21 protein-coding genes and 1 pseudogene are annotated in these 25,948 nt (G+C 57.3%); 11 read left to right on the forward strand and 11 right to left on the reverse strand.

Features of this window, described 5'->3' with window-relative positions; all coding sequences use genetic code 11:
• Positions 1 to 53 precede the first annotated feature (53 nt).
• Complete coding sequence (locus tag C5J24_RS12680) at positions 54 to 839, forward strand: sugar phosphate isomerase/epimerase (protein ID WP_172723939.1); 786 nt, start codon at positions 54 to 56, stop codon at positions 837 to 839.
• A 77-nt stretch (positions 840 to 916) separates the two neighbouring features.
• Here C5J24_RS12680 and C5J24_RS12685 read toward each other — a convergent pair whose 3' ends face one another.
• From C5J24_RS12685 to C5J24_RS12695, 3 genes are all read right to left on the reverse strand, one after another.
• On the reverse strand, positions 917 to 1,567 hold the full coding sequence (locus C5J24_RS12685) for an HAD family phosphatase (protein WP_172723940.1): 651 nt from the start codon (positions 1,565 to 1,567) through the stop codon (positions 917 to 919).
• A gap of 228 nt (positions 1,568 to 1,795) precedes the next feature.
• Positions 1,796 to 2,578, reverse strand: coding sequence for a histidinol-phosphatase (gene hisN, locus C5J24_RS12690; RefSeq protein ID WP_105418434.1), 783 nt, complete (start codon positions 2,576 to 2,578; stop codon positions 1,796 to 1,798).
• A gap of 133 nt (positions 2,579 to 2,711) precedes the next feature.
• Complete coding sequence (locus C5J24_RS12695) at positions 2,712 to 3,881, reverse strand: MFS transporter (protein WP_245437530.1); 1,170 nt, start codon at positions 3,879 to 3,881, stop codon at positions 2,712 to 2,714.
• Between the two features lie 612 nt (positions 3,882 to 4,493).
• On the opposite strand from C5J24_RS12695, the gene C5J24_RS12700 reads away from it, so the two are divergent.
• Positions 4,494 to 5,252, forward strand: coding sequence for a DeoR/GlpR family DNA-binding transcription regulator (locus C5J24_RS12700; RefSeq protein ID WP_105418295.1), 759 nt, complete (start codon positions 4,494 to 4,496; stop codon positions 5,250 to 5,252).
• 720 nt (positions 5,253 to 5,972) lie between these two features.
• Here C5J24_RS12700 and C5J24_RS32355 read toward each other — a convergent pair.
• A pseudogene (locus tag C5J24_RS32355) lies at positions 5,973 to 6,077 on the reverse strand (damage-inducible mutagenesis protein); the annotation flags it as partial.
• A gap of 255 nt (positions 6,078 to 6,332) precedes the next feature.
• On the opposite strand from C5J24_RS32355, the gene C5J24_RS12715 reads away from it, so the two are divergent.
• The gene (locus tag C5J24_RS12715; RefSeq protein WP_105418297.1) at positions 6,333 to 7,328 is read left to right on the forward strand and encodes an ornithine cyclodeaminase family protein; all 996 of its coding nucleotides are present in this window, start codon (positions 6,333 to 6,335) and stop codon (positions 7,326 to 7,328) included.
• A 2-nt stretch (positions 7,329 to 7,330) separates the two neighbouring features.
• Entirely contained in the window at positions 7,331 to 8,302 is a 972-nt protein-coding gene (locus tag C5J24_RS12720; RefSeq protein WP_105418299.1) for a threonine/serine dehydratase, read from the forward strand.
• A 16-nt stretch (positions 8,303 to 8,318) separates the two neighbouring features.
• On the opposite strand, the gene C5J24_RS12725 is transcribed toward C5J24_RS12720, so the two are convergent.
• Entirely contained in the window at positions 8,319 to 8,672 is a 354-nt protein-coding gene (locus tag C5J24_RS12725; RefSeq protein WP_245437529.1) for a transposase family protein, read from the reverse strand.
• Between the two features lie 141 nt (positions 8,673 to 8,813).
• Between C5J24_RS12725 and C5J24_RS12730 the strand changes: the two genes are divergently transcribed.
• Together C5J24_RS12730 and C5J24_RS12735 are read left to right on the forward strand one after the other, a co-directional pair.
• A complete protein-coding gene (locus C5J24_RS12730) occupies positions 8,814 to 9,485 on the forward strand; it encodes a transposase (protein ID WP_105418301.1) in 672 nt (223 codons plus the stop codon).
• Positions 9,486 to 10,228: 743 nt separating this feature from the next.
• Positions 10,229 to 11,509: a DUF3422 domain-containing protein gene (locus C5J24_RS12735; protein ID WP_105405437.1), complete on the forward strand. Its 1,281-nt coding sequence runs from the start codon at positions 10,229 to 10,231 to the stop codon at positions 11,507 to 11,509.
• A gap of 214 nt (positions 11,510 to 11,723) precedes the next feature.
• Here C5J24_RS12735 and C5J24_RS12740 read toward each other — a convergent pair whose 3' ends face one another.
• The gene (locus tag C5J24_RS12740) at positions 11,724 to 12,185 is read right to left on the reverse strand and encodes an Lrp/AsnC family transcriptional regulator (RefSeq protein ID WP_105405444.1); all 462 of its coding nucleotides are present in this window, start codon (positions 12,183 to 12,185) and stop codon (positions 11,724 to 11,726) included.
• Positions 12,186 to 12,333: 148 nt separating this feature from the next.
• On the opposite strand from C5J24_RS12740, the gene alr reads away from it, so the two are divergent.
• Entirely contained in the window at positions 12,334 to 13,452 is a 1,119-nt protein-coding gene (gene alr, locus C5J24_RS12745) for an alanine racemase (RefSeq protein WP_245446625.1), read from the forward strand.
• A gap of 33 nt (positions 13,453 to 13,485) precedes the next feature.
• Positions 13,486 to 14,787, forward strand: coding sequence for a D-amino acid dehydrogenase (locus C5J24_RS12750; protein WP_105405435.1), 1,302 nt, complete (start codon positions 13,486 to 13,488; stop codon positions 14,785 to 14,787).
• A gap of 376 nt (positions 14,788 to 15,163) precedes the next feature.
• Here the strand turns inward: C5J24_RS12750 and C5J24_RS12755 are convergent, their stop codons facing one another.
• Positions 15,164 to 15,856 (reverse strand): haloacid dehalogenase type II, encoded by a 693-nt coding sequence (locus C5J24_RS12755; RefSeq protein ID WP_105418304.1) that lies wholly within the window; start codon positions 15,854 to 15,856, stop codon positions 15,164 to 15,166.
• 948 nt (positions 15,857 to 16,804) lie between these two features.
• On the opposite strand from C5J24_RS12755, the gene C5J24_RS12760 reads away from it, so the two are divergent.
• From C5J24_RS12760 to C5J24_RS12770, 3 genes are all read left to right on the forward strand, one after another.
• Entirely contained in the window at positions 16,805 to 17,869 is a 1,065-nt protein-coding gene (locus C5J24_RS12760; RefSeq protein WP_172723941.1) for a phosphotransferase, read from the forward strand.
• A gap of 7 nt (positions 17,870 to 17,876) precedes the next feature.
• Positions 17,877 to 19,247: an aspartate aminotransferase family protein gene (locus C5J24_RS12765; protein WP_105418306.1), complete on the forward strand. Its 1,371-nt coding sequence runs from the start codon at positions 17,877 to 17,879 to the stop codon at positions 19,245 to 19,247.
• 174 nt (positions 19,248 to 19,421) lie between these two features.
• A complete protein-coding gene (locus C5J24_RS12770; protein ID WP_245446627.1) occupies positions 19,422 to 20,033 on the forward strand; it encodes a GntR family transcriptional regulator in 612 nt (203 codons plus the stop codon).
• A 396-nt stretch (positions 20,034 to 20,429) separates the two neighbouring features.
• On the opposite strand, the gene acs is transcribed toward C5J24_RS12770, so the two are convergent.
• The 4 genes from acs to C5J24_RS12790 form a co-directional block, all read right to left on the reverse strand.
• Positions 20,430 to 22,373, reverse strand: coding sequence for an acetate--CoA ligase (acs, locus tag C5J24_RS12775; RefSeq protein ID WP_105418308.1), 1,944 nt, complete (start codon positions 22,371 to 22,373; stop codon positions 20,430 to 20,432).
• A 164-nt stretch (positions 22,374 to 22,537) separates the two neighbouring features.
• Entirely contained in the window at positions 22,538 to 23,872 is a 1,335-nt protein-coding gene (locus C5J24_RS12780) for an FAD-binding oxidoreductase (protein ID WP_105404703.1), read from the reverse strand.
• A gap of 179 nt (positions 23,873 to 24,051) precedes the next feature.
• The gene (locus tag C5J24_RS12785) at positions 24,052 to 24,930 is read right to left on the reverse strand and encodes an ABC transporter permease (protein WP_105404697.1); all 879 of its coding nucleotides are present in this window, start codon (positions 24,928 to 24,930) and stop codon (positions 24,052 to 24,054) included.
• A 35-nt stretch (positions 24,931 to 24,965) separates the two neighbouring features.
• A complete protein-coding gene (locus C5J24_RS12790) occupies positions 24,966 to 25,916 on the reverse strand; it encodes an ABC transporter permease (protein ID WP_105404696.1) in 951 nt (316 codons plus the stop codon).
• Between the last annotated feature and the right edge of the window lie 32 nt (positions 25,917 to 25,948).

Here is a 25,948-nt window from a genome sequence, read left to right on the forward strand (position 1 = left end):
GAGCGCTGCTGCATCAGATGGTCTCAGCAATAGGTTCGAGGTCGGTTCCGTCGATGGTCGAAGCGCCAAACACGGCGCTGTGGGGTCACGCGTCTGTTTCGATAGCGCTGCAGCTTTTCTCGATGAGACGCCTAGGATCCATCGATGCACAGCTTGAGGCCTCTCGCAACGCCGGTTTCAAGATGGTCGAATGCCTGCACCATATCAATGAACCGTCGATCTTCAGAACAATGCTGGATGTCCGGGGGCTGGAATGCACGACGCTGCACGTCGAGTATCAGTTCCTCATCGACAACGCCGGCGCCATTCTTGACGCCTGCCTCATCGTAGGAATACGAAGTGTCTTCGTACACGATTTGCGAATTCAAAAGGTGCGGGACGCTTCTCAATGGGCACGAGCGGGAGCTTGTCTCGGTATTCTGGCAGAACGATTTTTTGGCAGCGGCATCGAACTTGGCTTCCATAATGGTGGAGAGTGCTTTGACATCCTCAATTCAGGTCGGTCGCCCATCGAAGAACTGTTCCGCGCGGACGACAGTGGTCTGCTGAGATGGCAAGCAGACATCGGCTGGATACGCTTCGGTGGTGCAGATCCGAGCGTCTGGCTCCGTCGCTTGAAATCAAGGCTGGTCGCCGCGCATATAAAAGACGTCGCCATATCTTCCGAAAATAGGGGATATGTGTGGGCGGAGGTCGGGGACGGGATTTTAGTATTGCCTTTGCTGATAAGAAGCGCGGTCCAGGAGGGTGCACGACTTCTAATAGCTGAGCACGATGATCCAGAGCACCCGGAGCAGTTTGCCAAAAACGCCTACCTGTACTTGAGCCGCTTTAGCTGATCGCGAATTTTAAGCAGTCGGACCTGATGAAGGCAAATTCAAGGATCGGCTGAGAGAGCCAGTTCAAGCGGCCGCGATCAACTTACCCGCTCAAAATAGTGCACCAGTGTGGCGTAAAGGTCATTGGGATCGGCTAGGCGCGTCCCACTGGGGAAGATGATCTGGGCACGATGCGGTTCTGGCCAGCCGATCACCTGCATGCCTGCGGCGTGGGCCGCAATCGCGCCGGGCACACTGTCTTCAACCGCCACACATGACTGCGGATCCACGCCAAGCAATGCCGCGGCCTTGAGGAATGGATCGGGATGTGGCTTCCCGAACTCGACATCGTCCCGGCTGATCGAAATGACTTTGGTGGAATCCAGCCCGCTGGCAGCAAGATTTGCGTCGACGACAGTCCTGCTAGAGTTGGACGCGATGGCAAATGGAATGCTCGATCGCGCGAGAAATGAGAGCACTTCTTCAGCACCAGCGCGTATGGTCAACGTTGATGCGCGATCGAGATAGTACCTGTGTTTGGCATCGACGAAATCGTCGAAGGAACCGACAAGCTGCGCTTCACGCTGAAGCAGAGCGTGACAGGCATCCGTGCTGAGGCCAGACAACCTCGAAGCCAGATCCGGAGACAGCTCGCATCCCATTGAACGACATGCGTCAGACATAGACGCGAAGTGCTGGTTCTCGCTATCGACGAGAGTTCCATCCAGGTCAAAGATGACGGCTATCATTGCAATCTGTCCAGGAGGCATTGTGCGGCCTTGCTATGTTGGAAATTCTGTCCGGAGGACTGATGGCGGGGCCGAATGGGTCGTTTCCAGACACGAACGGGCCCTCGCTACGTCTTCGTAACGGATTGGAAACAGGCTGGAGCTCTCACCTCATATCCACGTAAAAGAGCTGATGTAAACAAGTGCAGCATTCCGGCCGATGCTCATCTCGTTGCTACCGTGGGATCGTTAGCCGTTTAGGATCTGAAGCACCTGAGCGTGCAAGCTGGTGTTCGCGGCGATGACGACGGGACCACCTGCCGCGGCATTGCCGCCACTCAGGGTCGTCACGACACCACCCGCTTTCTCGATGATCGGAATGATGGCCACTATGTCATAGGGCTGAAGCGAGAATTCGAAGCAGATGTCTATATGCCCGGCGGCCAACATCGCGAAGGCGTAGCACTCGCCGCCATAACGCGTCATTTTGACCTGACGGTTGAGAGCCCCGAACGAGATTTGGGGGTTCCGCAGAATCGGCTCGGGGCTGTTCGTGTGAAGGATTGCGTCGGCTAGATCGACCTTTTCACTTGTTTTGAGTTCGATGATCTTGCTATCCCTCTGCATCCAGGATCCCGTCCGGTCCGCCCAGAAGCGTTCTCTCGTGACCGGCTGGCTCATCATGCCGCTGACGGCATGACCCTTTTCCGTCATTCCGATAAGAGTTCCCCAAACGGGGATACCGAGCAGGAAGGGTCTTGTCCCATCGATGGGGTCGATGACCCAACGTATATCGCCAGAACCAGAGACACCAAATTCCTCTCCCTCAATGGCATGGTCGGGGTAAACGTCACGAATAATCGCCCGGATAGCAACTTCCGCCGCTCTGTCCGCATCCGTCACGGGATCAAACTTGTACCCGTCTTTCGGCTTGGTCTGCACATTCAAGCGCGTCCTGAACCGTTGCATCGTTTCCGCGTCAGCCGCATCGGCAAGACGATGCAGGAACAGCGCGTCAGGTAGCTTTGTCATGTTGGGATCCATATCGATGGGCGGCTTAAGTCGACCGCAAGGTTTATGTTCCGCCGGTGATCCGACGTTCTGTATGATGTTGGCTGAGATGATCGAGGCCGCGATGACGCCGCCCCCGATCCTACACTTCGGCTTAACGGGCGGCGGAACGCGGCCCGACAAGAGCAACGACGAGCAGAAGACCGGCAAGCATCACCAGCGCGGTCGAGAGACTGAAGTGTTGCGCAACGAATCCAATTAAGGCTGGTCCCAGCAGAATACCCGCATAGCCGACCGTAGTCACGGCGGCGATCGCGAGACTGGACGGCATTGCCTTCTGCCGACCTGCTACGGTGAATAGCACGGGCACGATGTTTGAAGCGCCCAATCCGACAAGTGCAAATGCGCTAAGCGCGACAGAAGCATTTGGAGCAACGACTGCAAGAAGGAAACCGGCCGCAGACAACAGGCCGCCGAAGAAGACCACTTTGGCACCGCCCAACGTCTTGACAATCCAGTCGCCGATCAAGCGGCCGAACGTCATAGCGATCGAGAACATTGTATAACCGAACCCGGCATAAGATTGATCGAGTCCATGTGCAGAAATGAGGAACAACGCACTCCAATCGAGAATAGACCCTTCACCCAAAAAAACGATGAAGCAGAGAACGCCAATGAGAATGACAATGCCTCGCGGCAGAACGAAGAGCGGCGTGGCGCCCGCGTCGCGATTCCCGTAGGGCAGCAGGCCAGAGTATGAGGCAATCAGAAGGATCAACATTGATGCGCTTGCGATCAGGGTCGCTCCGAAAGGCGACAGGCCGGCAGCCAGGACAAGGCTGACGCCACCGGCGCCAACGATACCACCCAAACTGAACAGACCATGGAAGCCCGACATCATGTTGCGGCCGCTGTCTTTTTCAACAATCACCGCCTGAACGTTGATCGCGACATCGAGCGTGCCAACGCTTGCGCCGCAGAATGCCAATGCCAGCGCAAGTTCAATAGACGTGTTGGCAAGCGTGAGAAAGGGTACGCCGATAGCTAATAAAATTGAGGAAGCGGCGATCACGGCTCGACATCCGAACTTGGACGCCAGAATGCCGGTGATCGGCATCGCTACGATTGACCCCAGTCCAAGACAAAGAAGCAGAAGGCCGAATGTGGCGTCTCCGACAGCCACGCGCGCCTTTGCAAACGGCACGAGTGGTGCCCAGGCGGCCATTCCAATGCCGGCTACTAGAAAGACCGCCCTCGTTGCATACTGTTCACGCCGACCGCTCAAATCGTGGTGGGCTGGAATTGAGGTATAGTTGCTGGTCACGTCGTATCCTTGATATGTGAGCCGTTTTCGGCTGTGTTTCCTAGTGTTTTTTGGTTAGGTCGTCAGTTCGATTTCTATACCGTCAGGCCATGGCCTCGTAGAAGCCATCGCCGGTGGTCCGCCACCAAGGATTAGCCTGTCGCCTTTCGAGAAATGCGAAACAGCGTCATCAACGGCCTTCTGGCTGCCAAGCGAAAGAGCAATATGTGCCCAGCCGAAATGGTCGTGGCCTTCCGACAGCTGAGCTTGCTCATCAGTTCGATCAAGGTCGGCACCCGGCATTGTCAGGAACCGTGAATTGAAGCCGATTGGGCTCTTGCTCTCGTAGAGATCTCCGACGTTGCACCGAAATACCGCGGACAAAAGCGTGCTGAACCGTCGAGGTCAGACACCCAGAGCGAACATGGTGCAAGTGCATCTTTTTTGCCTTTTCTTCTGGCGGCGAATCGCGTGAGCGACCGATCACTTAAGCCAATCTTCCCGTCCGACAGCCTGCTCGAGTCCGCGCCGGCCAGGTACTTGTTCGTGCACGTTGATAAGTTAATGCCACCCGTAGCTTTACATATCGTGCATCAATGTGCAATAACCTGGTGAAACAGGAAGACGTGTTGCATGTTGACAGAAGAGCGCCACGACAAAATTCGAGGAGAACTCGCGCGAAAAGGAAAGGTGATTGCCGCGCAGCTAGCCGTTGATTTTGGTGTTTCCGAAGATACCGTCAGGCGTGATTTGAGAGAGTTGGCACGACTGGGTTGGTGCCGCAGAGTTTATGGCGGCGCGCTGTCGCCCGCACCTGACCTCGGGACCATCCAAGCTCGTTCGGCCATACTAAGCGACGCGAAGCACAGACTCGGAGCCGCAATTGGACAACTGCTTACGTCCGGTCAAACCATTTTTATTGATGCAGGCTCGACGAACATCACAATTGCTGGCGCCATTCCAGTCGGCCCGCAACTGACTGTCATCACGAACGCTCCAAGCATAGCGCTCGCCCTCGAGAACCACGATAAGTGTCGGACAATTTTGCTTGGCGGTATATTCAACCCTTCCAAAGGCGCTTGCTTAGGTGGACAGGCGCTGCGGGAAGCTAAGCGGATTTTCGCCGATATCTTCATTTTAGGTACGTGCGGTGTAGACGCGGATATAGGGTTGACCGCATTGGATGCTGAAGAGGCGGAGCTTAAGCGGTGTATGATTGAACAATCAAATCAGCTTTGGGTGCCGGTAACCATGGACAAAATTGGCACAATTGCGCCCTATAAGATCGCAGATGCGTCCGCTATCGGTAAATTATTCGCTGTTTCAGCCGATGGAAGCGCATCGACCCTTCCATTTTCTGAGAAAGGCGTCGTTGTCCACGAGGTTTTTTAGCCAAACTCGCGACAAACGAGCATACAAAACTTTGCCTCGCGTACCTGGCCAGCAACCTATCGGAGAGTCGCGACCTGCGTGGCCTATAAAGAGCTTGGATGCCATGAAAGAGCTGCGTGTCGAAATCAACCTTCCCACCGAAGGAGACAACGCGCCGCTTGCCTTCGTAGCCACGAAAACCGAAGGGCTTCAGGGGCATTTCCTTCATAAGACGCACCAGGTCGGCCTGCATATCCGCAGGAACCACATCTGCCGATATCGGAAGCCGTCGGGAAAAGAAGGGCGCCTGCTCCTTAGACAAATCTATATGCGCGTCGGGGCTGCCCCTTCCACAGCCCGACCATCTCGCGGAACTCAACACCTAATCGCAAGGTAGAAATATTGGATCATGCCGCGGACCGTGAGCCTGGGCGGCGTGTTATTTGGCCAATTGTTATCGCAGTCTTCGATCGCGTCCGGGGTGCACGCCGCATGGTGCGAGCTTCAGGACGGGTGTAGGTATTTCCGAGCAGATTGGATGCTGGTAGTCAATACCCTTCATGTGAAAGTCCCTCGCTCGCGAAGGCGGAACTACGCGGACTGGTGGTATCACGAGACGACTGCTCTATCTGGAGGGCGCGCTTGTTAGAAGCATCGCTTGATCGCTTCCGCGCCTGGAGATCATCGCTCGTCGAAAGGTATCCCATTCTTCATCTTGTCAGCAATAGTAACCGTCGCAGACAGGGCTGCCGCCGCACCATCCACCGTGCCAGACCCGCCGCCTGCAAATTCATGCAGTGCGCCGAAAGCCAGCCCACCTCCCGGCAGGGCGGAGTCGATTGGCAGCGAGTGGGATCGACAGGATCAGCTCCCAATCCTTCGCCGATGTCAGCATGGAGGTGACCGGATATTGCCAACACACCGCTCAAGCTCCGAAAAGGAGCCTACCGGAACTCTCTGCCAAAATTGCCATGCGATTTGAAACAATCTGCTTAGGGCTTCACGAATACGACCAATAGATCCCACCGGACCCACTATCTTTGGTGCGGCTCAGATCGTGATGCGCCGAGGGCATCCGACGAGTTGAGGTAGAGGTCACGCATGAAAACGCTGCTGCTCAAGAAGAATGACGTAGGACGGCTTATCGGCATGATGGAAGTCATCGGCGCGGTCGAAGAGGCTTACAGGGCCTTCAGCAGCGATCAGGTGGAGCAGCCCGACTATATCGGGATTCATCTGCCCTCCCTGCGTGGCGAGATCGACTTCAAGCTTGGCTACCATAAGGTCGCTGAAATCATCTCCATGAAGGCGCATTCCGGGGGCTTCACGAACAACCCGGTAGAACACGGCGTGCCGAATAGCATGGGCACCATTCTCCTGTTCGATGCCAGGAGCTGTGCGCTGATTTGTATCATGGATGGTAGCTTGATCACCGGCCTTAGAACCGGGGCGGCGGGAGCCGTCTCCGTCAAAGCACTGGCGAGAAAGAACTCCAGAACGATCGCGTCGATTGGCACAGGCAATCAGGCAAGAATGCAAATCCGGGCGATCAACGAGATCATGAAGATCGAAGAGATTCACGCCTGGGACAGCACCTACGAAACAAGTTCCAAATACAAGGCGGATATCGAGCGTGAATTCGGGATTCCCGTCACCGTCGCAAGCTCGAAGAAGGAGGCGGTCGGACGGGCCGACATCTTGATTACAACGACCAGAGGAAAAGGGTCGCTTGTGGAAGCGGAATGGGTAAAATCCGGTACGCACATCGTTGCAATCGGCACGGATCAACGCGGCAAACAGGAGCTGGATCCGGAGCTTTTTCGAAACGCCAAAATCATCGTCGACTCGCTTTCTCAATGCACGGAAAAAGGCGAGACTTGGCACCCGCTGAATAAAAACATAATTGCCAAGGACGACATCCACGGCGAAATCGGTGAGGTACTGCTGGGAAGGAAGCCGGGACGAGAAAGTGATGATGAAATAACGATCTTCGATTCCACAGGGATGGCCATACAAGACAATACGACCGCCAGCAAAATCTATCAGAACGCAATAGCTGGTAACGTCGGCACTTTCTTCCAGTTTTTTGAGGAATGACAATGCGCAGCTATCCCACCATTCAGGACATCCGTGAAGCTCAGCAACGACTAAAAACGCATGTCAGACACACGCCGCTATTGCGTGCCGACAAAATCGAAAAAGCTGCTGGCTGTCAGCTCTACCTCAAGCCGGAAACCCTGCAGATCACTGGCGCATTCAAGATCCGCGGCGCCCTGAACAAGGTTCTCTCGCTCCCCCGAGAAGAGATCGCAAACGGGATCATTGCGACCTCGTCGGGCAACCACGCCCAGGCGCTTGCTTATGCCGCGAGGATGCTTGGCGTAAAAGTGATTTTGGTGCTACCGGTCACCACACCAAAAATCAAGATCGCCAATACAGAAGCCCTTGGCGCGGAAGTCATCCTTTTTGATGGTGACAACGCTGCTAGATGGAGAAAAGTCTACGAGATCGGTGAAGGAAACAATTATGCGGTTATTCACGGCTTCGAGGACCCTGTCGTAATGGCTGGTCAGGGAACGATCGGGTGTGAGATCCTCGAAGACTTGGAAGATGTGGACACAGTTATCGTACCCTTGGGCGGTGGAGGGCTGATCTCGGGCATCGCCACTGCGATAAAAGAAACCAAGCCATCAGTGCGCGTTATCGGCGCAGAGCCTGCCTTGACGCCGAAATACTTTTACAGCCGCAAAAATAAGGAACGCACATCGCTTCCGTTAAAGAATACGATTGCGGACGGTTTGAGGTTAAGCGTACCGGGTCAAAATCCGTACCCGATTATCGAAAAGTATGTCGACGAGATTGTTCTTGTTGAAGACGAACACATCATCGCCGGAATGTGTGCCCTTGCTAAGGATGCGAAATTGATCGCGGAACCAGCCGCCTCCATCGGAATAGGAGCACTGTTGGCAGGCAGCATAGACGTGAGGCCAGATGAGAAAGTGTGTGCGGTCTTGTCCGGCGGCAATTGGGATCTAAGCGACCTTGCCGAGATTTACAATTTGGCGCGGTGATCAGTCTCAGCTTCGGTCAGTAAACCACGCCGATCGCTGTTGGACGTCTGCAATTCTCATATCCTCTCTCACAAAGGACGACAAGCTCACCAAGCCTTTCGACGAAAATCCGGCGACGGCAGAATGTCATCTCACAAACAAGGCGTCGTGCCGACAGCCGTAATTGAACCTTAGTGCCAGCACAGGGAAAATCGGCAATAATCCGGACGTAACGGCTATCAATACGATCAGACACACGTTTGCACAAAGAGCAGGAACGCCGACCGGTGGCAGCCCGCGCTAAAACAATGATAACCCCGTCGCTCTCGTCGGAACGCTCTACAATCAATCCGGCCGGGATCAGGGATGACAAACGAAATTTGGTCGCCATGGTGCTGACTCCTTTTGATAGCCGGCACCCAGCTTCGACTTGAAATCATCAAATGTGATGGTGTGGAACGGCCCTTCGCGCCGGCATCCAGGATGCCTATCGTGGTGACGCCAATCGCCACAAGATAGAGGGAACCGTTCCATGGAGAAGATTACCACAATTGGACTGGATTTGGCCAAGTCGGTCTTTCAGATCCACGCCATCACTGAAGGCGGGCACGTCGCTGTCCGCCGTGCCTTGCGGCGATCACAGGTGTTGGAGTTCTTTCGTCACATCGAACCATGCCTTGTCGGAATGGAAGCATGCGGGAGTGCCCACTACTGGGCCAACGCGATCGGCGAATTCGGCCATACGGTGCGGTTGATGCCGCCAGCGTACGTGAAGCCCTACGTCAAACGTAACAAGACCGATGATGCCACACGTCGTTTAACAACCATCCCCGGCGTCGGTCCTATTATTGCAGCGGCTGTTCGTGCCGCGGTTCAGGATCCGGCAGCCTTTCGAACAGGACGGGATTTGGCGGCCTGGATCGGCATCACGCCAAGAGCGAACTCCAGCGGAGGGAAGGAGCGGCTTGGCAAGATCTCAAAGCGCGGCAATAAGCAGTTACGAACTCTACTGATTGTCGGTGCTACATCGATTCTGAAACAGGCTCGGAGAGGTTCAAAGCTACCTGGCTGGGTCGTTTCAATAATGGCACGACGCCCCTACAAGGTGGCAGCCGTGGCGCTGGCTAACAAGATGGCCCGCACGATATGGGCGATTTTGGTCAAGGGCGGCACATACCAAGCGCCAGCGATGACAGAGGCGTAGGAACAGAATTCCCGGCGTTCCTGCGTCGGGATAAAGCGGCAAGGTACGAAAGCGTGATGAACCCGAGGGGCGATACTCGATGTCGATCAGACCGTCTGACTCACTGCGCCTTTAAGCGCGCAAAATTGATTAGGCGATCGACATCGCGGATCTCATCGTGGCCAGCGGTCAATGACCGCGCTCACAGGCCGGACATATGACTGCACCGTCTGGAGGTGATTTGCGCTGAAAAACCTTGCCAACCGGGCCGTTCCACATATGAGTCAGACCCCAATCTTCACCCCTGTAGACGATCAGCGCTTGGCCTGCCCGGCGCTGGCCGGGCATGCACATGTTGCTGACCGAAGATTTTTTCGATCTCATCGAGCGAAATCCGAACGTCAAGAGGTCAGGCAACGAACACGGGCGGCCATCGTGCGCCAGATCGCGCCCGGCCTAGCCATTCACGCATGATGACCGAGATGGCAGGGTCACGCTGGAGAATGATCCTGCCTCAGGTCGCCTAGTGGTGGCTACCTACGGTTCAAGATCCAAAGTCTACAAGGCGCCTTTCCCGCCCGGCATCGAGCGGGTAAAAACGACGGCGCGAAAAGCTGGCTTGCTCACAAATCGACCGAAAAGCGCTCGGACTCCAAGCAGGATCAGCAGATTCTTTCCGCGCCGGCGGGGCTTTTCAAATTGATGGCATTCGCTTCATATAGGTTCGCCAGTCGGTGTGCTTTTAGGGAATGAGGACGACGGAAATGATTTCAAAGGGCGCTGAGGAAGCATTCTCGCCAACGGCGTCTGCTTCCACACCACAGGTCTCCAGTCCAGCTATTTTTGAACAGAAGACGGTAGACTTCAACTCTGAGCTTCACGCTCGACCGTCGATTTATTTCACCGGTCCGGCGATCGTAGAGCACGTCGCTTTCCTGCCGTCGGATGGCGTAATCAAGGAGTTCCACGATAGTCTCGAGGCCGAGGGTGGAATTTCAGTTAGAGTGGAACGGCACACTGAGTTCGTCACGGTGACGCGGGTCCGAAAACTGGCTAGCGAGCCCGAGCGTTGGCCGGACGCCGAGCTGTGTGAAGGTGATTTTGCCCGCCTAGCAGGGTTGAGTTCTCCTCTGCTCGTTTGCCGCGTGAGTATTCTTGTTCTCGGGAACCCTCCTGACCTGCTTGGAACGGTTCTGAAAGCCCTCGACTTCGGCGATACCGCCGCGTCATCAATCGGCGGCGGGGCGGCGCAGGTGTGCTCCGACTTTCGTGTTCGAGCGGACAATTCAAGCAGGATCATTCTGTTCAACAAGGACCTGAATGCACATCGCCTGGGGCGCATGGTACGTCGCATCGTTGAGATCGAAACCTATAGGTCAATGGCGCTGCTCGGGTTGCCGGAGGCGCGTCGTCTCGCCCCGCTTCTGGGCGAGTATGACGCTGAACTCGTTAGGCTGACCAATCGCAATTTGGGGACGCCTGCAGACCAGCACAAGCAATTGCTTGAGGAGATTACTGTTCTATCGTCGCATATCATTTCAGCCACCGCGCAGGCCAGAAACAGGTTTGGCGCAACCGCTGCCTACGCCAAAATCGTTGAAGAGAGGATAGCCCTTCTACGGGAAACCCATGTCCCCGGCTTTCAACGTTTCGGTACCTTCGTGGAGCGACGGTTCAAGCCTGCGGTGCGTACCTGCGAAGCAACCGCGTTGAGGCTTGAGCACCTATCGAGTGCCGCGATGCACTTGCTCGACCTGCTACAAACCCGGATCCAGGTCGAGATTGAGTTCCAGAACGCCACACAGATCCAGGCGATGGCCAATCGCGCCGCGACGCAGGTCAAGATCCAGCGCGCGGTCGAAGGCTTTTCTATGATCGCAATTAGCTATTACTTGCTGAGCTTGCTCAAACTTATATATGAAACGGTAGACCACGTAGGGCTTCATCTAAATCCGTTGATCATGCTTGTCGCTATTCCCGTGGTTGTGGGATCTGTGGGGATCACCATCTTCCGCGTCAAGCATGCGCTTAAAACAGAGAGCTAGAGGTATCGCTGCTCGACCCGCGCACGCTCCGACAATTGGCGCAACCCTTCTGTATTGCGAGCAATCGCGGCAGCGGCGGAGCGTAACACTTTCGCGAAATTTACCGTGCGCAGAACTTTTCCGTTCTACTGACAAATCGACTGCTTTCGACCATTGGCGCCCATCTGTAGGCTACAAGGCGCGCTGAATAGGTCGAGGTGAGCGAAGCATTTTTTCACAGGCGCTTCGGCTTCGTGGCAAGCACATTCCGGATCGAGAAGCTCGAGTGAATGCGCAGCACACCCGGCAACGTCGAAAGGATCTCCTTATGAATCCTTTCGAAATCTCCTGCGTTCGCCACCTCGACACGCAGAAGGTAGTCCGACCCTCCCGTCATCAGAAAGCATTCGCGGATCTCGGGGAACTTCCGGACCGCAGCTTCGAAGCGGTCGAGGTGCTCCTCGGTCTGGCGTTCCAGCGTGATATTGATGATGACCGCGATCGAGGACTCCACGTTGGAAGTGTCCACGAGCGCGGTGTAGCCCCTGATCACGCCCGCCTCTTCCATGATGCGGATTCGTCGCAGGCAGGCGGAAGGAGACAGTCCGACTTCCTCGGCCAGCTTTGCATTCGAGGTCCGGGCGTTGAGGCGAAGGAGCCTGATGACGTTACGGTCGATAGTGTCCAAAGATACCACGGCGGATTCTTTCAAAGCCTCGTATATTCCTCTTCAGAATATAGAATTTTCGCATAATCAAATACTCTTTGATGGGATATTCGACGATTATTTCAATATGTTTCCGGCATACGCAGGTACGGGGATCGAGACTTTGCAAACAGTGAGATTGAGCGAACTGCAGGTCGATGAAGTCGGTAGCGTCGAGGGCGCTTCCGGTTATCTCACCTTCGATCTCGAAGCGCTCGGGCGCAACTACGAAGCGCTCTCCGACCTGGCGGGGCCTGGCGGCGCCGCCGCGGTGGTCAAGGCCGACGCTTACGGTCTCGGGGCGGAACGTGTGGCGAAGGCCGTCTACGAGCGTGGCTGCCGGCATTTCTTCGTCGCGCAGTTCGTGGAGGCCACGGAACTTCGCCCAGCCCTGCCGCAAGATGCACAGGTCTTTGTCCTTAATGGGCTGCAACCGGGCAACGAGGACATATGCGCCTACGAGGACATCGTCCCGGTCATCAACTCGATCGATCAATGGCGGAACTGGGCAAGGACCGCGCGCAGGCTCGGACGACGATTGCCGGCGGCGGTGCAATTCGACACTGGCATGTCACGGCTCGGGCTTCCACCTGAAGAGCGCTCTCAGCTCGTCAAGGAGATCGCCTTAGGTGACAACGTCGAGATCCTCTTCCTGCTGAGCCACCTTGCGTCGGCGGATGACGGAGAGAGCGTTCAGAACTTGGAACAGCTCGAAACGTTCCGAGCCATCGCCGACGAATTTCCTGGCTACAAACTGTCCTTCGCGAATTCCGGAGGAATCTTGCTCGGCAGGCCCTATCGCCTTGGCCTCGCCCGGCCCGGCATCGCGTTGTACGGCGGCGCGTATGCGGACGATATGCATCCGATGGAGCCGGTCGTCCGCCTCGACGTCGCAGTTGTACAGACCCGGACGGTTCCGGCCGGCGCCAAGATCGGCTACGGCGGCATCCATGTCGCCTCCAGGGAGACCAGACTGGCGACCATCGCGGCCGGCTATGCGGACGGGCTGCCACGTTCCCTGGGCGACCGTGGCGCGGTCTACTTCGAAGGCGTGCGACTGCCGATCGTCGGCCGCGTCTCGATGGACAGCATCACGATCGACATCAGCGCCCTGCCCCTTGGCAGAATCCGGCTCGGCAGCCTTGTCGAAGTCCTCGGGCCCAACCAGACGTTGGAGGACGTCGCGCGCGACGCCTGGACTATCTCCTACGAAATCCTCACCGGCCTCGGCCACCGCTATCACCGCCAATATCGCTAACGGCTGGAAGAGCCCCTTCTCCTCGAGGATAATATGAAAGTCGCAGTTCTCGGCGCCGGCATCATCGGCGTCACGTCCGCATATCAGCTTGCGAAGGCAGGTCACGAGGTGGTCGTCGTTGATCGCCAGTCCGGGCCAGCTCTGGAGACTAGCTTCGCCAATGCAGGCGAGGTTTCCTTCGGCTACTGCTCGCCCTGGGCCGCACCTGGCATCCCGCAGAAGGCTCTGAAGTGGATGTTCATGGAGCACGCGCCACTGATACTCCGTCCAAAGTTCGACGCTGCCATGCTGTCGTGGATGCTGAAGATGCTGTCGAACTGCACCCATGAGAAGTACGCTCTCAACAAGAGCCGCATGCTCCGCCTCTCAGACTACAGTCGCTCGGCGTTGGCGGAACTGCGTCAAGAGACCGGAATCGCCTACGACGAACGCATGCAGGGAACCTTGCAACTTTTCAGGACCCAGCAGCAGCTAGACGCCTCCGCAAACGACGTAGTGGCGCTGGCGGCGGATGGAATTCCTCACGAGGTTCTCAATCGTGACGAATGCATTCGCTACGAGCCCGCTCTGGCACACGTCCGCGAGAAGATCGTGGGCGGTCTCCTCACTCCGAAGGACGAGACCGGCGACTGCTTCAAGTTCACCAACGCGCTTGAGAAGAAGGCGGCCGAACTTGGCGTTCGCTTCTCCTACGGGACGACGATAGAGGGCCTCGACGTAGAGTCCGGTCGCGTCCGCGGCGTCGTAACCGGCAGCGGTCGGGTTCCCGCCGATGCCGTCGTCGTAGCGTTGGGAAGCTATTCGCCGCTCCTCCTGAAGCCTCACGACATCCATCTCCCGGTTTATCCGGTCAAGGGCTACTCCTTGACGATTCCGATCGACGACCCCTCTCGTTCGCCGGAGTCGACCGTGATGGACGAGACCTACAAGATCGCCATCACGCGTCTCGGCGACCGCATCCGCGTCGGAGGCATGGCCGAGATCTCGGGCTACACGAACGACCTCGCACGGGCTCGGCGGAAAACGCTCGAGCATTCGGTAACCGAGCTGTTTCCTGGCGGAGACGTCTCAAAGGCGAGCTTCTGGTCCGGCCTACGCCCCATGACGCCGGACGGCACTCCGGTGGTCGGTCCCACGAATATCAAGGGCCTTTACCTGAACACCGGGCATGGAACTCTTGGCTGGACCATGAGCACCGGGTCGGCGCGAGTGGTTTCAGACTTGGTCAGCGAGCGCACCCCAGAAATCGACGCCGCCGGGCTGTCGATCAGCCGCTATGGCCGCAGGGCCAGCTCCTCGGTCACCGAGAGCTTCGTGCGGTCGAGGAGCTTTTGAACCTGCAACGATTCGCGTTTTGGATGCCGTGGCATAAGCAAGCTGGTAGGTACGAAGGCGCTCGGCAAGTGATCAGTCACATTGGTCGACCTTGAGGCCTGACCGGATGGTGACGTAGCTGACGGGAAGAACGCTCTCCTCCAGGGCCAAGGGGATCTGGTTGCGGACGATTCTGCTGATGCCGACTTACTGCGGTTAATGTCGAAGGATTCCGAAAGACCCGGTGAAGCGTGGATCTGCTGGGGAGGATTCTACGACTCCACGCCAGAGCGCGCGCGGGAGAGAGAACCGCCGTTGCTCTGCGGGAATACCTAGTCAGCGATCCTATGCCGGGGCGGGTCAAGCGACCCGCTCCCGACCTTCGCAATCACCCAGATCAAACGGCTTTTGACAATGGCGCAGCCAGGCCGACGGCTGCAGCCAAGCCGCCGATGTCAGCGATCTCGGTGTATCCGTAAAAGGGATTGGCCGGCTCGTGGCCGCGATTAACCCAGACCTTGCTCTTAATCCCCAAATCATAAGCCGTCATCAGATCATAGCGGAACGAGGAGGACACATGAGTGATATCATCGGGGCCGCAGCCGAGCTTGTCGAGCATGTATTCGAAGCCCTTCATCAGCGGCTTGTAGGCGCCAACCTCTTCGGCGGTGATCACGCAGTGAAAGGGGGCGCCAAGCTTTTCTACATTTGACATGATCAAATTGTTCATTGAGTTAGAGAGGATGACCAGTGGAATTTCCTTGGCGACCTCGACCAGTCCCGCCGGGACGTCCGCGTGCGGACCCCAGGTTGGAACTTCATCATAGATAAGTTGGGCGTCCTCCGGTTTGAATTGGATGGCGATGCGTTTGCAGCTACGCTCGATGGAATTGTGCACGACCTCGACGAGAGGTTTCCATGCACCCAGAACCTCGTCTAGGCGGTAGCCTCGAAAAGCCTCGATGAAGGAAACCATCGCCTCTGGCGAGAGGCGCTCACTGTAGACGCGACGCGCGGCGCCGGCCATGTCAAAGTTAGTCAGCGTGCCGTAGCAGTCAAAGGTGATGAACTTTGGTCGGAAGGCAGTCATAGCGTGTGTTCCTTTCACTTTTCACGGCACGTTGTGCCTTTACGGATCATCATATGGACGATGCAGGAATATAGTCACTGATGCTTTGGGTCGGAGGAGATGGCTGTTATTCTCCGGCTACGGTGCCAGTACGTTGCCGTCGACATTTGCGGTATTACTATACGAGCGTCGGATATAGCGGCGGATTCTCCTAGAAAACGGCGATCTCAACACCATAAACTGAAGTACTTGTCAGTTACGCCATCCAGCTCGAGCAAGCGGTCCATGTCCAACTCGGCACACGCTGATTCCGGGCGTGATGAACGTCGCCAGATAGTCGTAGCCGACCAAAAGCAGATTGCACTCGATCACGAAATCGACCTTCTCCACCGTTGGGAGGACTCCCGAAAAACGAAAGGTCGATGGCTGTTGGGAGCAATCTCGGTGAGCTCTGTCGGAGCGTTGAGCCAGTTCGGGCACGAAGGAGGCCGCGGCGCCGGTAGGCCGCAATGCGGCAGCGACAACACCGATACGCTCAAGAGTTTGTGTCTGTTCAGTTTCATCTCACCCCTATTTCTTGCCATGAGCGAATCCTGTCGGAGCACTTCGTTCCCTTCCTGCATTCCGACCGGCCTAAGCACATAAGCATAAGGTCGCCGCGATAGCAACCTAATTGTACAACAATCGCTAGTTCTCGACTTGACATTGCTTGGCCGCCACTCGTGGGCAGGCCTCCGTTCAACAACGACAAGGCACCCACTGACTCGCCGAAACAGTGAGAATATTCGGGATTTATTGCGGGTTGATCGGAACGCTCTCCTACACTGCCACCCATCCGTGGGCAGGAAGTCACAGAGCAAGGCGACAAAAGAGCTTGAATCGCCGTAGGATTGTTGTACAATCAGAAAATATGAGATATTCCGGCCGTCGAGCTGCCTATCTCAGGGCGGGATCTGAATAGGATGGACGATGAGCGACAATCAACAGTTTCGGCCAGCTTGCGTCTCTGAGCTTTCCCAAGCATGCTGTCCCGTCGGCGCAGCGGAAGCCGAAGTAATTTCTGAACGACTATACGGCGCGCGTGGCTCGGCCACCCGCTTCGAGACCGAAAAAGACGACACCTTCCTCCTTGACTGCGGGCACCAGGGGAAGTTCGTGCTAAAGATCGCCCATCCGTCTGAGCGGCTGGAGGAGCTCGATTTCCAGGTAGCGCTGATGCGTCATATCGAGCAAAGAGCTCCTGACCTCCCAATCCCTCGTGCACATCGCGACGTCGACGGAGCGGATTTGCCCATCGTCACCACCAGTGCCGGCGAGCGGCGAGCGGTGCGGCTAGTCACCTTCCTCCCCGGTACTCCACTTGACCGAACGACTTCCACGTCCCCACAGCGCGAACGGATCGGCGAGATCCTGGCAAAGCTGCGTCATTCCATGGCCGATTTTTCTCACCCTGCAGACGACCGGGCGCTAGCATGGGATGTTACCCATTTGCTCGCTCTCTCCAATCTATTGAGCTTTATTCCGGAGGGTCGCAAGCAGGCCTGGACGATCCGGGCACTCGAGCGGTTTGCCGAAATCAAGCCGAGTCTGGACCTATGCCGGCGGCAAGTGCTCCACAACGACTTTAATACCTCGAACCTTGTCGTTGATCACGCCACCCCGCAGTTCCTGACTGGCGTTATCGATTTCGGAGATGCAGTCCGTACCGCCATCGCGGTCGATGTCTCTACCGCGTTGATGAATCAGATGCCAAAGACGATTGGCTACGGGAACCGCCGTGACCTGTTCGACGAGCCGCGCGACGTTCTGCGCGGCTATCTCCGCCACGCCGAACTCACTGACGAGGAACTGCGGCTCATCCCCTTCCTGTCGATGGCCCGTCTTGCGGCCCGTGCGCTACTCACGTGCTGGCGCGCCGAAATCTTCCCCGACAACAGCCGCTACATTCTGCGCAATACCGAGGCCGGCTGGGCCCACCTGGAGTGGTTCCACTCGATTTCGACCGCTCAGATCTCCGATCTTCTGACACGATAGGAATGTCATGTTCAAGCAAGCGACCACCCTGCCAAAAGGATACCGTGGCGACATGCCTAATGGCTTCAACCCTCAGGACACGTCTCATCTCACGAGTGAAGATCTGGCCCATGTCGCTAGACGGCAAAGGTTGCTCGGGCCTGCTTATCGGCTCTTCTACAAGTCGCCGGTGGAGATCTCTCGTGCCAAGGGCGTCTTCCTCTATGACAAGCACGGTAACGAATACCTCGATGCCTACAACAATGTAGCATCGCTAGGTCACTCTCATCCGCGTGTGGTCGAGGCAATCCAGAAGCAACTCGAAATCCTCTGCACCCACACGCGCTATATGCAGGAGCCCCTGCTGGACTACGCCGAGGCCCTGATCAGTACGTTCGGCGGCGAACTCGGCCGGACCGGATGCGCGATGTTCACATGTACCGGCTCGGAAGCCAACGACCTCGCCTTGCGGATCGCACGTTATCACACTCGCAAAACCGGTGTCATCGTCACGGCCGAAGCCTATCACGGTAACAGCGGAGCGGTCGCGGCAATCTCGCCGTCACTCGGTAGGAAGTCGGCCCTTGATCCTTATCTTCGGACGGTCGCTGCGCCAGATTCTTATCGGCTGCCCGTCGAGGAAATCGGCCGCCGGATGGCGGAGGATGTCACGCGGCAGATCGCAGACATAGAGCAGCATGGCGGCGGCCTTGCGGCCTTCATCGTCGACTCCGCCTTCTCCTCCGATGGTCTCTATGTCGATCCGACCGACATTCTGGCGCCGGTAGCGGAGATAGTACGCAAGGCCGGCGGTCTGTTCATCGCCGATGAGGTGCAATCGGGATTTGGGCGGACCGGAACCCATCTTTGGGGTCACAGCCGTCACAAGGTCGATCCGGACATCGTCACCATGGGAAAACCCATGGGCAACGGCTATCCCGTCGCCGGCGTAGTCCTTCGACCCGAACTCGTCGCCGATTTCGGATCCAGCATGCGCTATTTCAACACGTTCGGCGGTAACTCGGTCGCCATCGCGGCTGCGAGGGCCGTGCTTGACACGATCATCGAGGAGGGATTGATGGACAACGCCGCCAACCTCGGTGGCGAAATTCTACATGGCCTCCGTGACCTCCAGAAGAATTACGAGTTCGTCGGCGATGTTCGAGGGACCGGTCTCTATTTCGCCGTCGAACTTATTAAGGATCGGGATCGGAAAACGCCAGACATGGACCGTGCCCTTGCAGTCGTCAATGCCTTGCGCGACCAGCGCATTCTCATTTCCGCGACGGGAGCGGATGCCCATATCCTAAAGATCCGACCACCGCTCATCTTTACATCGGCCAACGCGACGCGTCTGATCGAGGGCGTCGATAAAGCGCTTCGGTCCGTGCTGATTTGAGGCCCGACACGCAGCGGCCGGAAGCCACAGTTCATCTCCCTTGTTCTGAGCCGCCGCATATGGCGTAAGTATGGGAACACAATCGCCACCGAAGCCAGAGCCATGCCGCCAGAGTACCTCACGAATCAAACGGAAACTGCTGAGACGAACCTCGAACCCCTACCCGCGAGCGCGGTGGAAATACTGACCCACGCCGTGCGACAGCGCATCTTGTCGGGAGATTTCCGACCCGGCGAGTTCCTACGTGACGTGAAGATGTGTGAGGATCATTCGACCTCACGGCACACGTTCCGTACGGCAGCCCAGGTGCTCGTCACGCAGGGCCTGCTGCGTCAGATACCTAACCGCGGTTTTATGGTGCCTGAATTTGGCCCAGACGACATCGTCGATATCACGCGCATGCGCGGCGCCATTGAGGGCGAGGCCATTCGTCTGATCGTGTTGACCGGGGTCATCCCATCAGAGGCGCTGGAGGCGGTCGAGGTTATGCATACTTCAACGCTATCCTCCGACAAGTCACTGCTGGTGACTGCGGATAGAGACTTCCACCGGGCGATCATCGCCGCTAGTGGCAGCGCCCGGCTGAAGCGAACCTACTCAGGACTTGAAGGCGAGATCGAGCTTCTCCTCGTGCAACGGCAAGATTTCTACACCACTGCCGACGAAATGGCGGAAGAACACGAAAGGCTCATCAGCAGCTTGAGAAGCCGCCACTACGATACAGCGCGGGAGGCATTCAGAGAGCACTGGGAAGATCTCCAGATCAAATTGCTCGATCAACGCTGATGGGCCTTGCTGCGAATTTGTCAGTTCGGAAAGACAACCCGGGAAGGCGTCTGGGGATCTCCGCCCTTTGGCGCCATGTCTCAAGTAGCATGCGCGTTGGGCCGCCGGTTGATGGCATTGTAATCGAGGACAGTGAACCAGCGGCGTAGTCGAAGCGCGACGAGTTGTAAGAACCGTATCATAATCTGTTGCAACACCGGCGCCCAGCGTAGCGGAACTTGTCTCCGAACGATGTTACGGATCGGTTTCAGCCCGGCCTCTCTGCAGGAAAAATGGAACCAAACACGGCCGGAGATGCGATGGCCGTGTCTTTCGTTCCCCTTGGGGGACCGAGTAATTTCAATTTCACTTCTCAGTTTCGATATCGTCTGCGCCTCGTCGGGCGCTGCGGCCTGTTCAATCCCGCCGCTTGGCGATCAGGTCGTCGACCACGCCGGGATCGGCAAGCGTCGAGATATCCCCGAGCGCGCCGAAGTCGTCCTCGGCGATCTTACGCAGGATGCGGCGCATGATCTTGCCGGAGCGGGTTTTCGGCAGGCCGGGTGCGAACTGGATCTTGTCGGGTTGCGCGATCGGGCCGATCTCCTGGCGCACATGCTTCACCAGTTCCTGGCGTAGCGCGTCATTGCCTTCGTGACCCGACATCAGGGTGACGTAGCAATAGATGCCCTGGCCCTTGATGTTGTGCGGATACCCGACGACAGCGGCCTCGGACACGAGACTGTGGGAGACGAGTGCCGACTCCACTTCCGCCGTGCCGAGACGGTGGCCGGAAACGTTCAGCACGTCGTCGACGCGGCCGGTGATCCAGTAATAACCATCCTCGTCGCGCCGGCAGCCGTCACCGGTGAAATATTTGCCCTTGTAGGTCGAGAAATAGGTCTGGATGAACCGCTCGTGGTCGCCATAGACCGTGCGCATCATGCCGGGCCAGCTGTCTGCGATGCAGAGATTGCCGTCGGCCGCCCCTTCCAGCACCTTGCCCTCGTTGTCGACCAGTTCCGGTTTCACGCCGAAGAACGGTACGGTCGCCGAACCCGGCTTCAGGTCGGTGGCCCCAGGCAGCGGCGTGATCATGTGGCCGCCGGTTTCCGTCTGCCACCAGGTATCGACCACCGGGCAGCGTTTGTCGCCGACCACGTTGTAATACCATTCCCAGGCTTCCGGATTGATCGGCTCGCCGACTGTGCCGAGCAGACGCAGGCTTGTCCGCGAGGAGCGTTTCACGAACTCGTCGCCGGCGCCCATCAGCGAGCGGATTGCCGTCGGCGCCGTGTAGAAAATGTTGACCTTGTGCTTGTCGATGATTTCCCAGAACCGGCCCTGATCGGGGAAGTTCGGCACGCCTTCGAACATCAGCGAGGTGGCGCAGTTCGCCAGCGGTCCGTAGACGATGTAGGAATGGCCGGTCACCCAGCCCACATCCGCCGTGCACCAGTAGATGTCGCCGTCATGGTAGTCGAACGTATATTCGTGAGTCATCGCCGCGAAGACGAGATAGCCGCCGGTCGTGTGCAGCACGCCTTTCGGCTTGCCGGTCGAACCTGATGTGTAAAGGATGAACAGCGGATCTTCCGCCTTCATCTTCGCCGGCTCGCAATGCTCCTTCACGGTGGCGATTTCCTGGTGGTACCAGAGGTCGCGGCCGGGCGCCCAGCCGGTCTTGCCGCCGGTGCGGCGCACCACCACGACCTTGTTGACGATCACGTGCTGGCGGGCCGCGATATGGATCGCCGTATCGGTATTGTCCTTGAGCGGAACAGGCTTGCCGCCGCGCACGCCCTCGTCGCAGGTGATCACGAAGGTGGACTGGCAGTCGATGATTCGGCCGGCCAGCGCTTCCGGCGAGAACCCGCCGAACACGACCGAATGCACCGCGCCGATACGGGCGCAGGCGAGCATCGCATAGGCCGCTTCTGGGATCATCGGCATGTAGATGGTGACGCGGTCGCCCTTCTTGACGCCGTGTTTCTTCAAGACGTTGGCCAGCCGGCAGACCTGATCGTAAAGCTGGTTATAGGTGATCTTCTTGTCGATATAGGGGTTGTCGCCTTCCCAGATCAGCGCCGTGCGCTCTCCATGGGTCTTCAGGTGACGGTCGATGCAATTGTAGGAAACGTTGGTCAGGCCGTCCTCGAACCACTTGATCGAGACCTTGCCCTTGAAGGAGGTGTTCTTGACCTTGGTATAGGGCTTGAACCAGTCGATGCGCCTTCCATGTTTGCCCCAGAACTTGTCCGGGTCCTCAACGCTCTCCTCGTACCACTTTTCGTATTTATCCTTGTTGATAACGGCGCGAGTCCGGATGGTTCGGGGCACGATGTATCGTTCGATGGCCACAGCTCAGCCTCCCTATTCTTTTGTTCGTGGGCATCGTTTCGCCGTTCAACGACGACCCTCGAGCCACTGTCGGCAGATGTCCTAACGCGAGCCGTCGTCTGGTTATAGTTTCAACTACCCACACCAGTGAAACGAATCCTCGGCCTGCGGTCACGGATTGCCGCCTACATCATTTCCGGACGTTTGATCGAGGAGCCATCTGTGAAACGGCTTAATCTGTAGGGTGAGAGGTCAGTCATCGGCCTATCGTTCAGCACGATCTCACTCACCAGCCGGCCAGCCCCTGGGCCGATTGCGAAACCATGGCCACTAAAGCCCGCGGCAATCACGTAGCCGGACAGTCCCTCCACTTCCGAAATCACCGGAATGAGATCCGGAGAGGTATCGATCAGACCTCCCCAAGCGCGCTCGACCCCGATCCCCTTCAGCGCCGGGTATTCCGTTTCAAGGTTCTTCACGGCCAGCTTGACGAGCTCCCCATCGGGCGCGGGGTCCAGAATGCGGTTCTTTTCGAACGGCGAAATCTCGTCATTCTCCCAGTTGCCAATGGCGTCGGGGCCATTCCAGAAGCTGCTGTTAAGGCGGTACTTGAGCTTCTTGCCGATCTTGCTGCGATACATCTGGTAGAATTTGAGCGCGTATCGCATTCCACGCGGTGTGACGTCGAGCGTGCCATGTCCGGGTACAGCGATCGTATAGGAACCGTCAATCCGCCGCCGCATCACGAAGTTTGAACCCGATAGGCATCCTGCTTGAACAACCTCGGGCGCCGGGGTTGTTTTGATCGCTGTCCCGGCGATGTTCGCGACCGGAAGCTCTATTCCAAGTCGATGAGAAAAGCGGGAGGCCCATGCACCTCCGGCACAAACCACTGTGCTGGCTTTCACAAGACCCCGTTCAGTCCACACTCCTGTAACGCGGCCGTTTGCAACGTCGAGGCCCCGAACGGCACAGTTTTGATGGAGCGATACGCCGTTTTCCTTTGCTGCCTCGGCAATGGCCGGCACAGCAAGACTGGGCTCCGCTCTCCCGTCAGACGGAGACCAGACTCCACCGACCCAGGAGGACGTGCCGCCTGAGGCCCGTTCGTTGGTCTCGGAAGCACTGAGTATCTGGCTATGAAATCCTTGAAGGCGCGCGGTCTGGCCCCATTTTTCCCAGCGGGCGACATCCGCCTGGTTCTTAGTGCAATAAAGTATCCCACTTCGACGAAAACCGAGATCGCGGCCGATCTCGGGGCCCAACTCTTCCCAGCGCCGCAAACTGTACATAGCAAGGGCTAGTTCATGGATGTCGCGGTTCTGTTGACGAACCCAGCCCCAATTGCGGCTCGACTGTTCGCCGCCAACGATGCCTTTTTCGAGCAGAGCAACGGACACCCCTCTGCGCGAGAGTTCATAGGCCGTGCAGGTACCAATAATTCCTGCGCCGATGACCGCGACGTCCACCTCGGTCGGAAAAGAGGCGCTGTCACTGACTTTTTGGACCTCGGCGGGCATAATTTTATTCCTTAAGGACATGCGTGAACGCCGTTATCTCCTATGGGAGCGTTGGGATTCACAATCGTTGTTCATCGAAAGCACGTGACGTTTCCGGCGCCTCGCCTATGGCGATCACCTCGAAACATGTTTCATCACCTCAGGAGCTTCGTCCGTTGGCGTTCCGGGTGCTCGTTTCCTCAGCTGTGATCAGCTCGAACATCGAACGCATCACGCAGTCCGTCGCCGATAAAGTTAAAGCTGGTGACCGCAATGGTGATGGCGGCACCAGGAATGATGGCCAGCCACGGCGCACTGTTTAGATACTGCTGCGCGCCATTCAGCATGTTGCCCCAGCTGGGCAGCGGCGGCTGGATTCCATAACCGAGGAAGCTGATATAGGCCTCCATGAGGATCGCCCGGGCAACGGTCAGAGTGGCAGCGACGATGATCGGACCGATGGCATTCGGCAAGATTTCTCGGAACATTATATGCGTGCCGCTCAGCCCCAGCATGCGCCCGGCTTGAACGAATTCGCGCTCGCGGAGCGACCGGACCTCAGCCTCGACAATCCGGGCGACCTCCATCCAACTGGAGGCTGCGATAACGACGGTAATCATGATCGGGCCGGGCTTCAGTGCTGCGGCGAGGGCAAGCACCAGAAAGATCGAAGGGAAGGATAGAAAACCATCCACTGTCCGCATTAGAATCGTGCCGATCCAGCCGCCACGGTATCCTGCGATGACGCCCACAAACGTTCCGATGAGCGTCGACAAGAGCATTGCCGAAAAGCCAACCAGTAGGGAGGTTCGTCCCGCCATGAAGAGCCGCGCGGCCACATCCCGGCCCAGCGGATCGGTGCCTAGATAGTGGTAGCCGGTCAGCGGCGGCGAAAATCGGGCACGTAGATCGATATAGAGCGAATCGTACGGCAGCAGGTGGGGACCTAAAACGCAAGCCAGCGTCAAACAGACGATCATCACCATTCCGAGCAGAGCCAGATGATGGCCCAAAAAGCGGTGTGTGGTTCGGCTGTTCCACCAGCGGTCCTGGCCCGATTTCGCAGCGATCGCGGTCATAGTGGTTGACTCCTTTTGTGCATCTTGTGGTGCGCCTAGCTCAGGCGGATGCGGGGATCGATGATTGCGACGACTATGTCGGTGATAAGATTGCAAAGAACGACAAGGATTGCGGAGAACATCAGCAAGCCCATGACAACCGGGTAGTCGCTATAGCCTAGACTATCCAGGAACAGTCGACCCATTCCCGGCCAGGTGAACACAGTCTCGGTGACCAAGGCGCCCGTTAGGACGCTGGGGAGCTGCATTCCAGCCAATGTGATCATCGGCAGCAACGCGTTGCCAACGACATGCTTCATCAAGATCCGGCGCTCGCTCAGTCCCTTCGCGCGTGCTGTCTTGACGAATTCCTGGCTGATAACGTCAAGCGTTGCGGATCGCATGTATCGACTCCAGATGGCGACATGGACCAAGGCCAGCACTATGCTCGGCAAAATCAGGTGGTGCATGTAATTTAAGGCCGAGCCATCCCCAATTGTGTACATGTTCCCGGCCGGCAGCCAGCCCAACTGGAGCGAAAACACGTAAATCCCAACCAGCCCGAACCAGAAGGTCGGGATCGACAGCGCCACCATTGCGCCGACCGTAGCGAGGTAGTCAAAGACAGAATACCGGTGCGTAGCACCGCGAATACCGATCCAGGTACCAATGGCGATCGCGATGATCGTGGAAGACCCCATTAGCAACAGCGTTGCAAAAAGGTGCCGTCCAATCACGTCCAGAACCGACGCACCGTCGCGGAAGGAATGGCCCCAGTCACCCTGCACAAGGCGCCAGGCCCAGTCTAGATATTGCATCCACAGTGGACGGTTGAGCCCCAGCTGTTCTTTCAGTCGGTTGAGGTCATCCTGGGTCATGCTGGGATCGAGTCCAAATTGCGCCAACGGGCCACCTGGGATCAGGTTCAGGACGACGAAGCCGATGACCGAAACGATCAGGAGAAGGACAAGGCTCTGGCAGAGCCGGTTAATCAGGAAGCCGCGCATTTAGGTCTCCTCATGACAACGTCAATAGATTG

The organism is Neorhizobium sp. T25_27 (genome assembly GCF_002968565.1).
Lineage (GTDB): Bacteria > Pseudomonadota > Alphaproteobacteria > Rhizobiales > Rhizobiaceae > Neorhizobium > Neorhizobium tomejilense.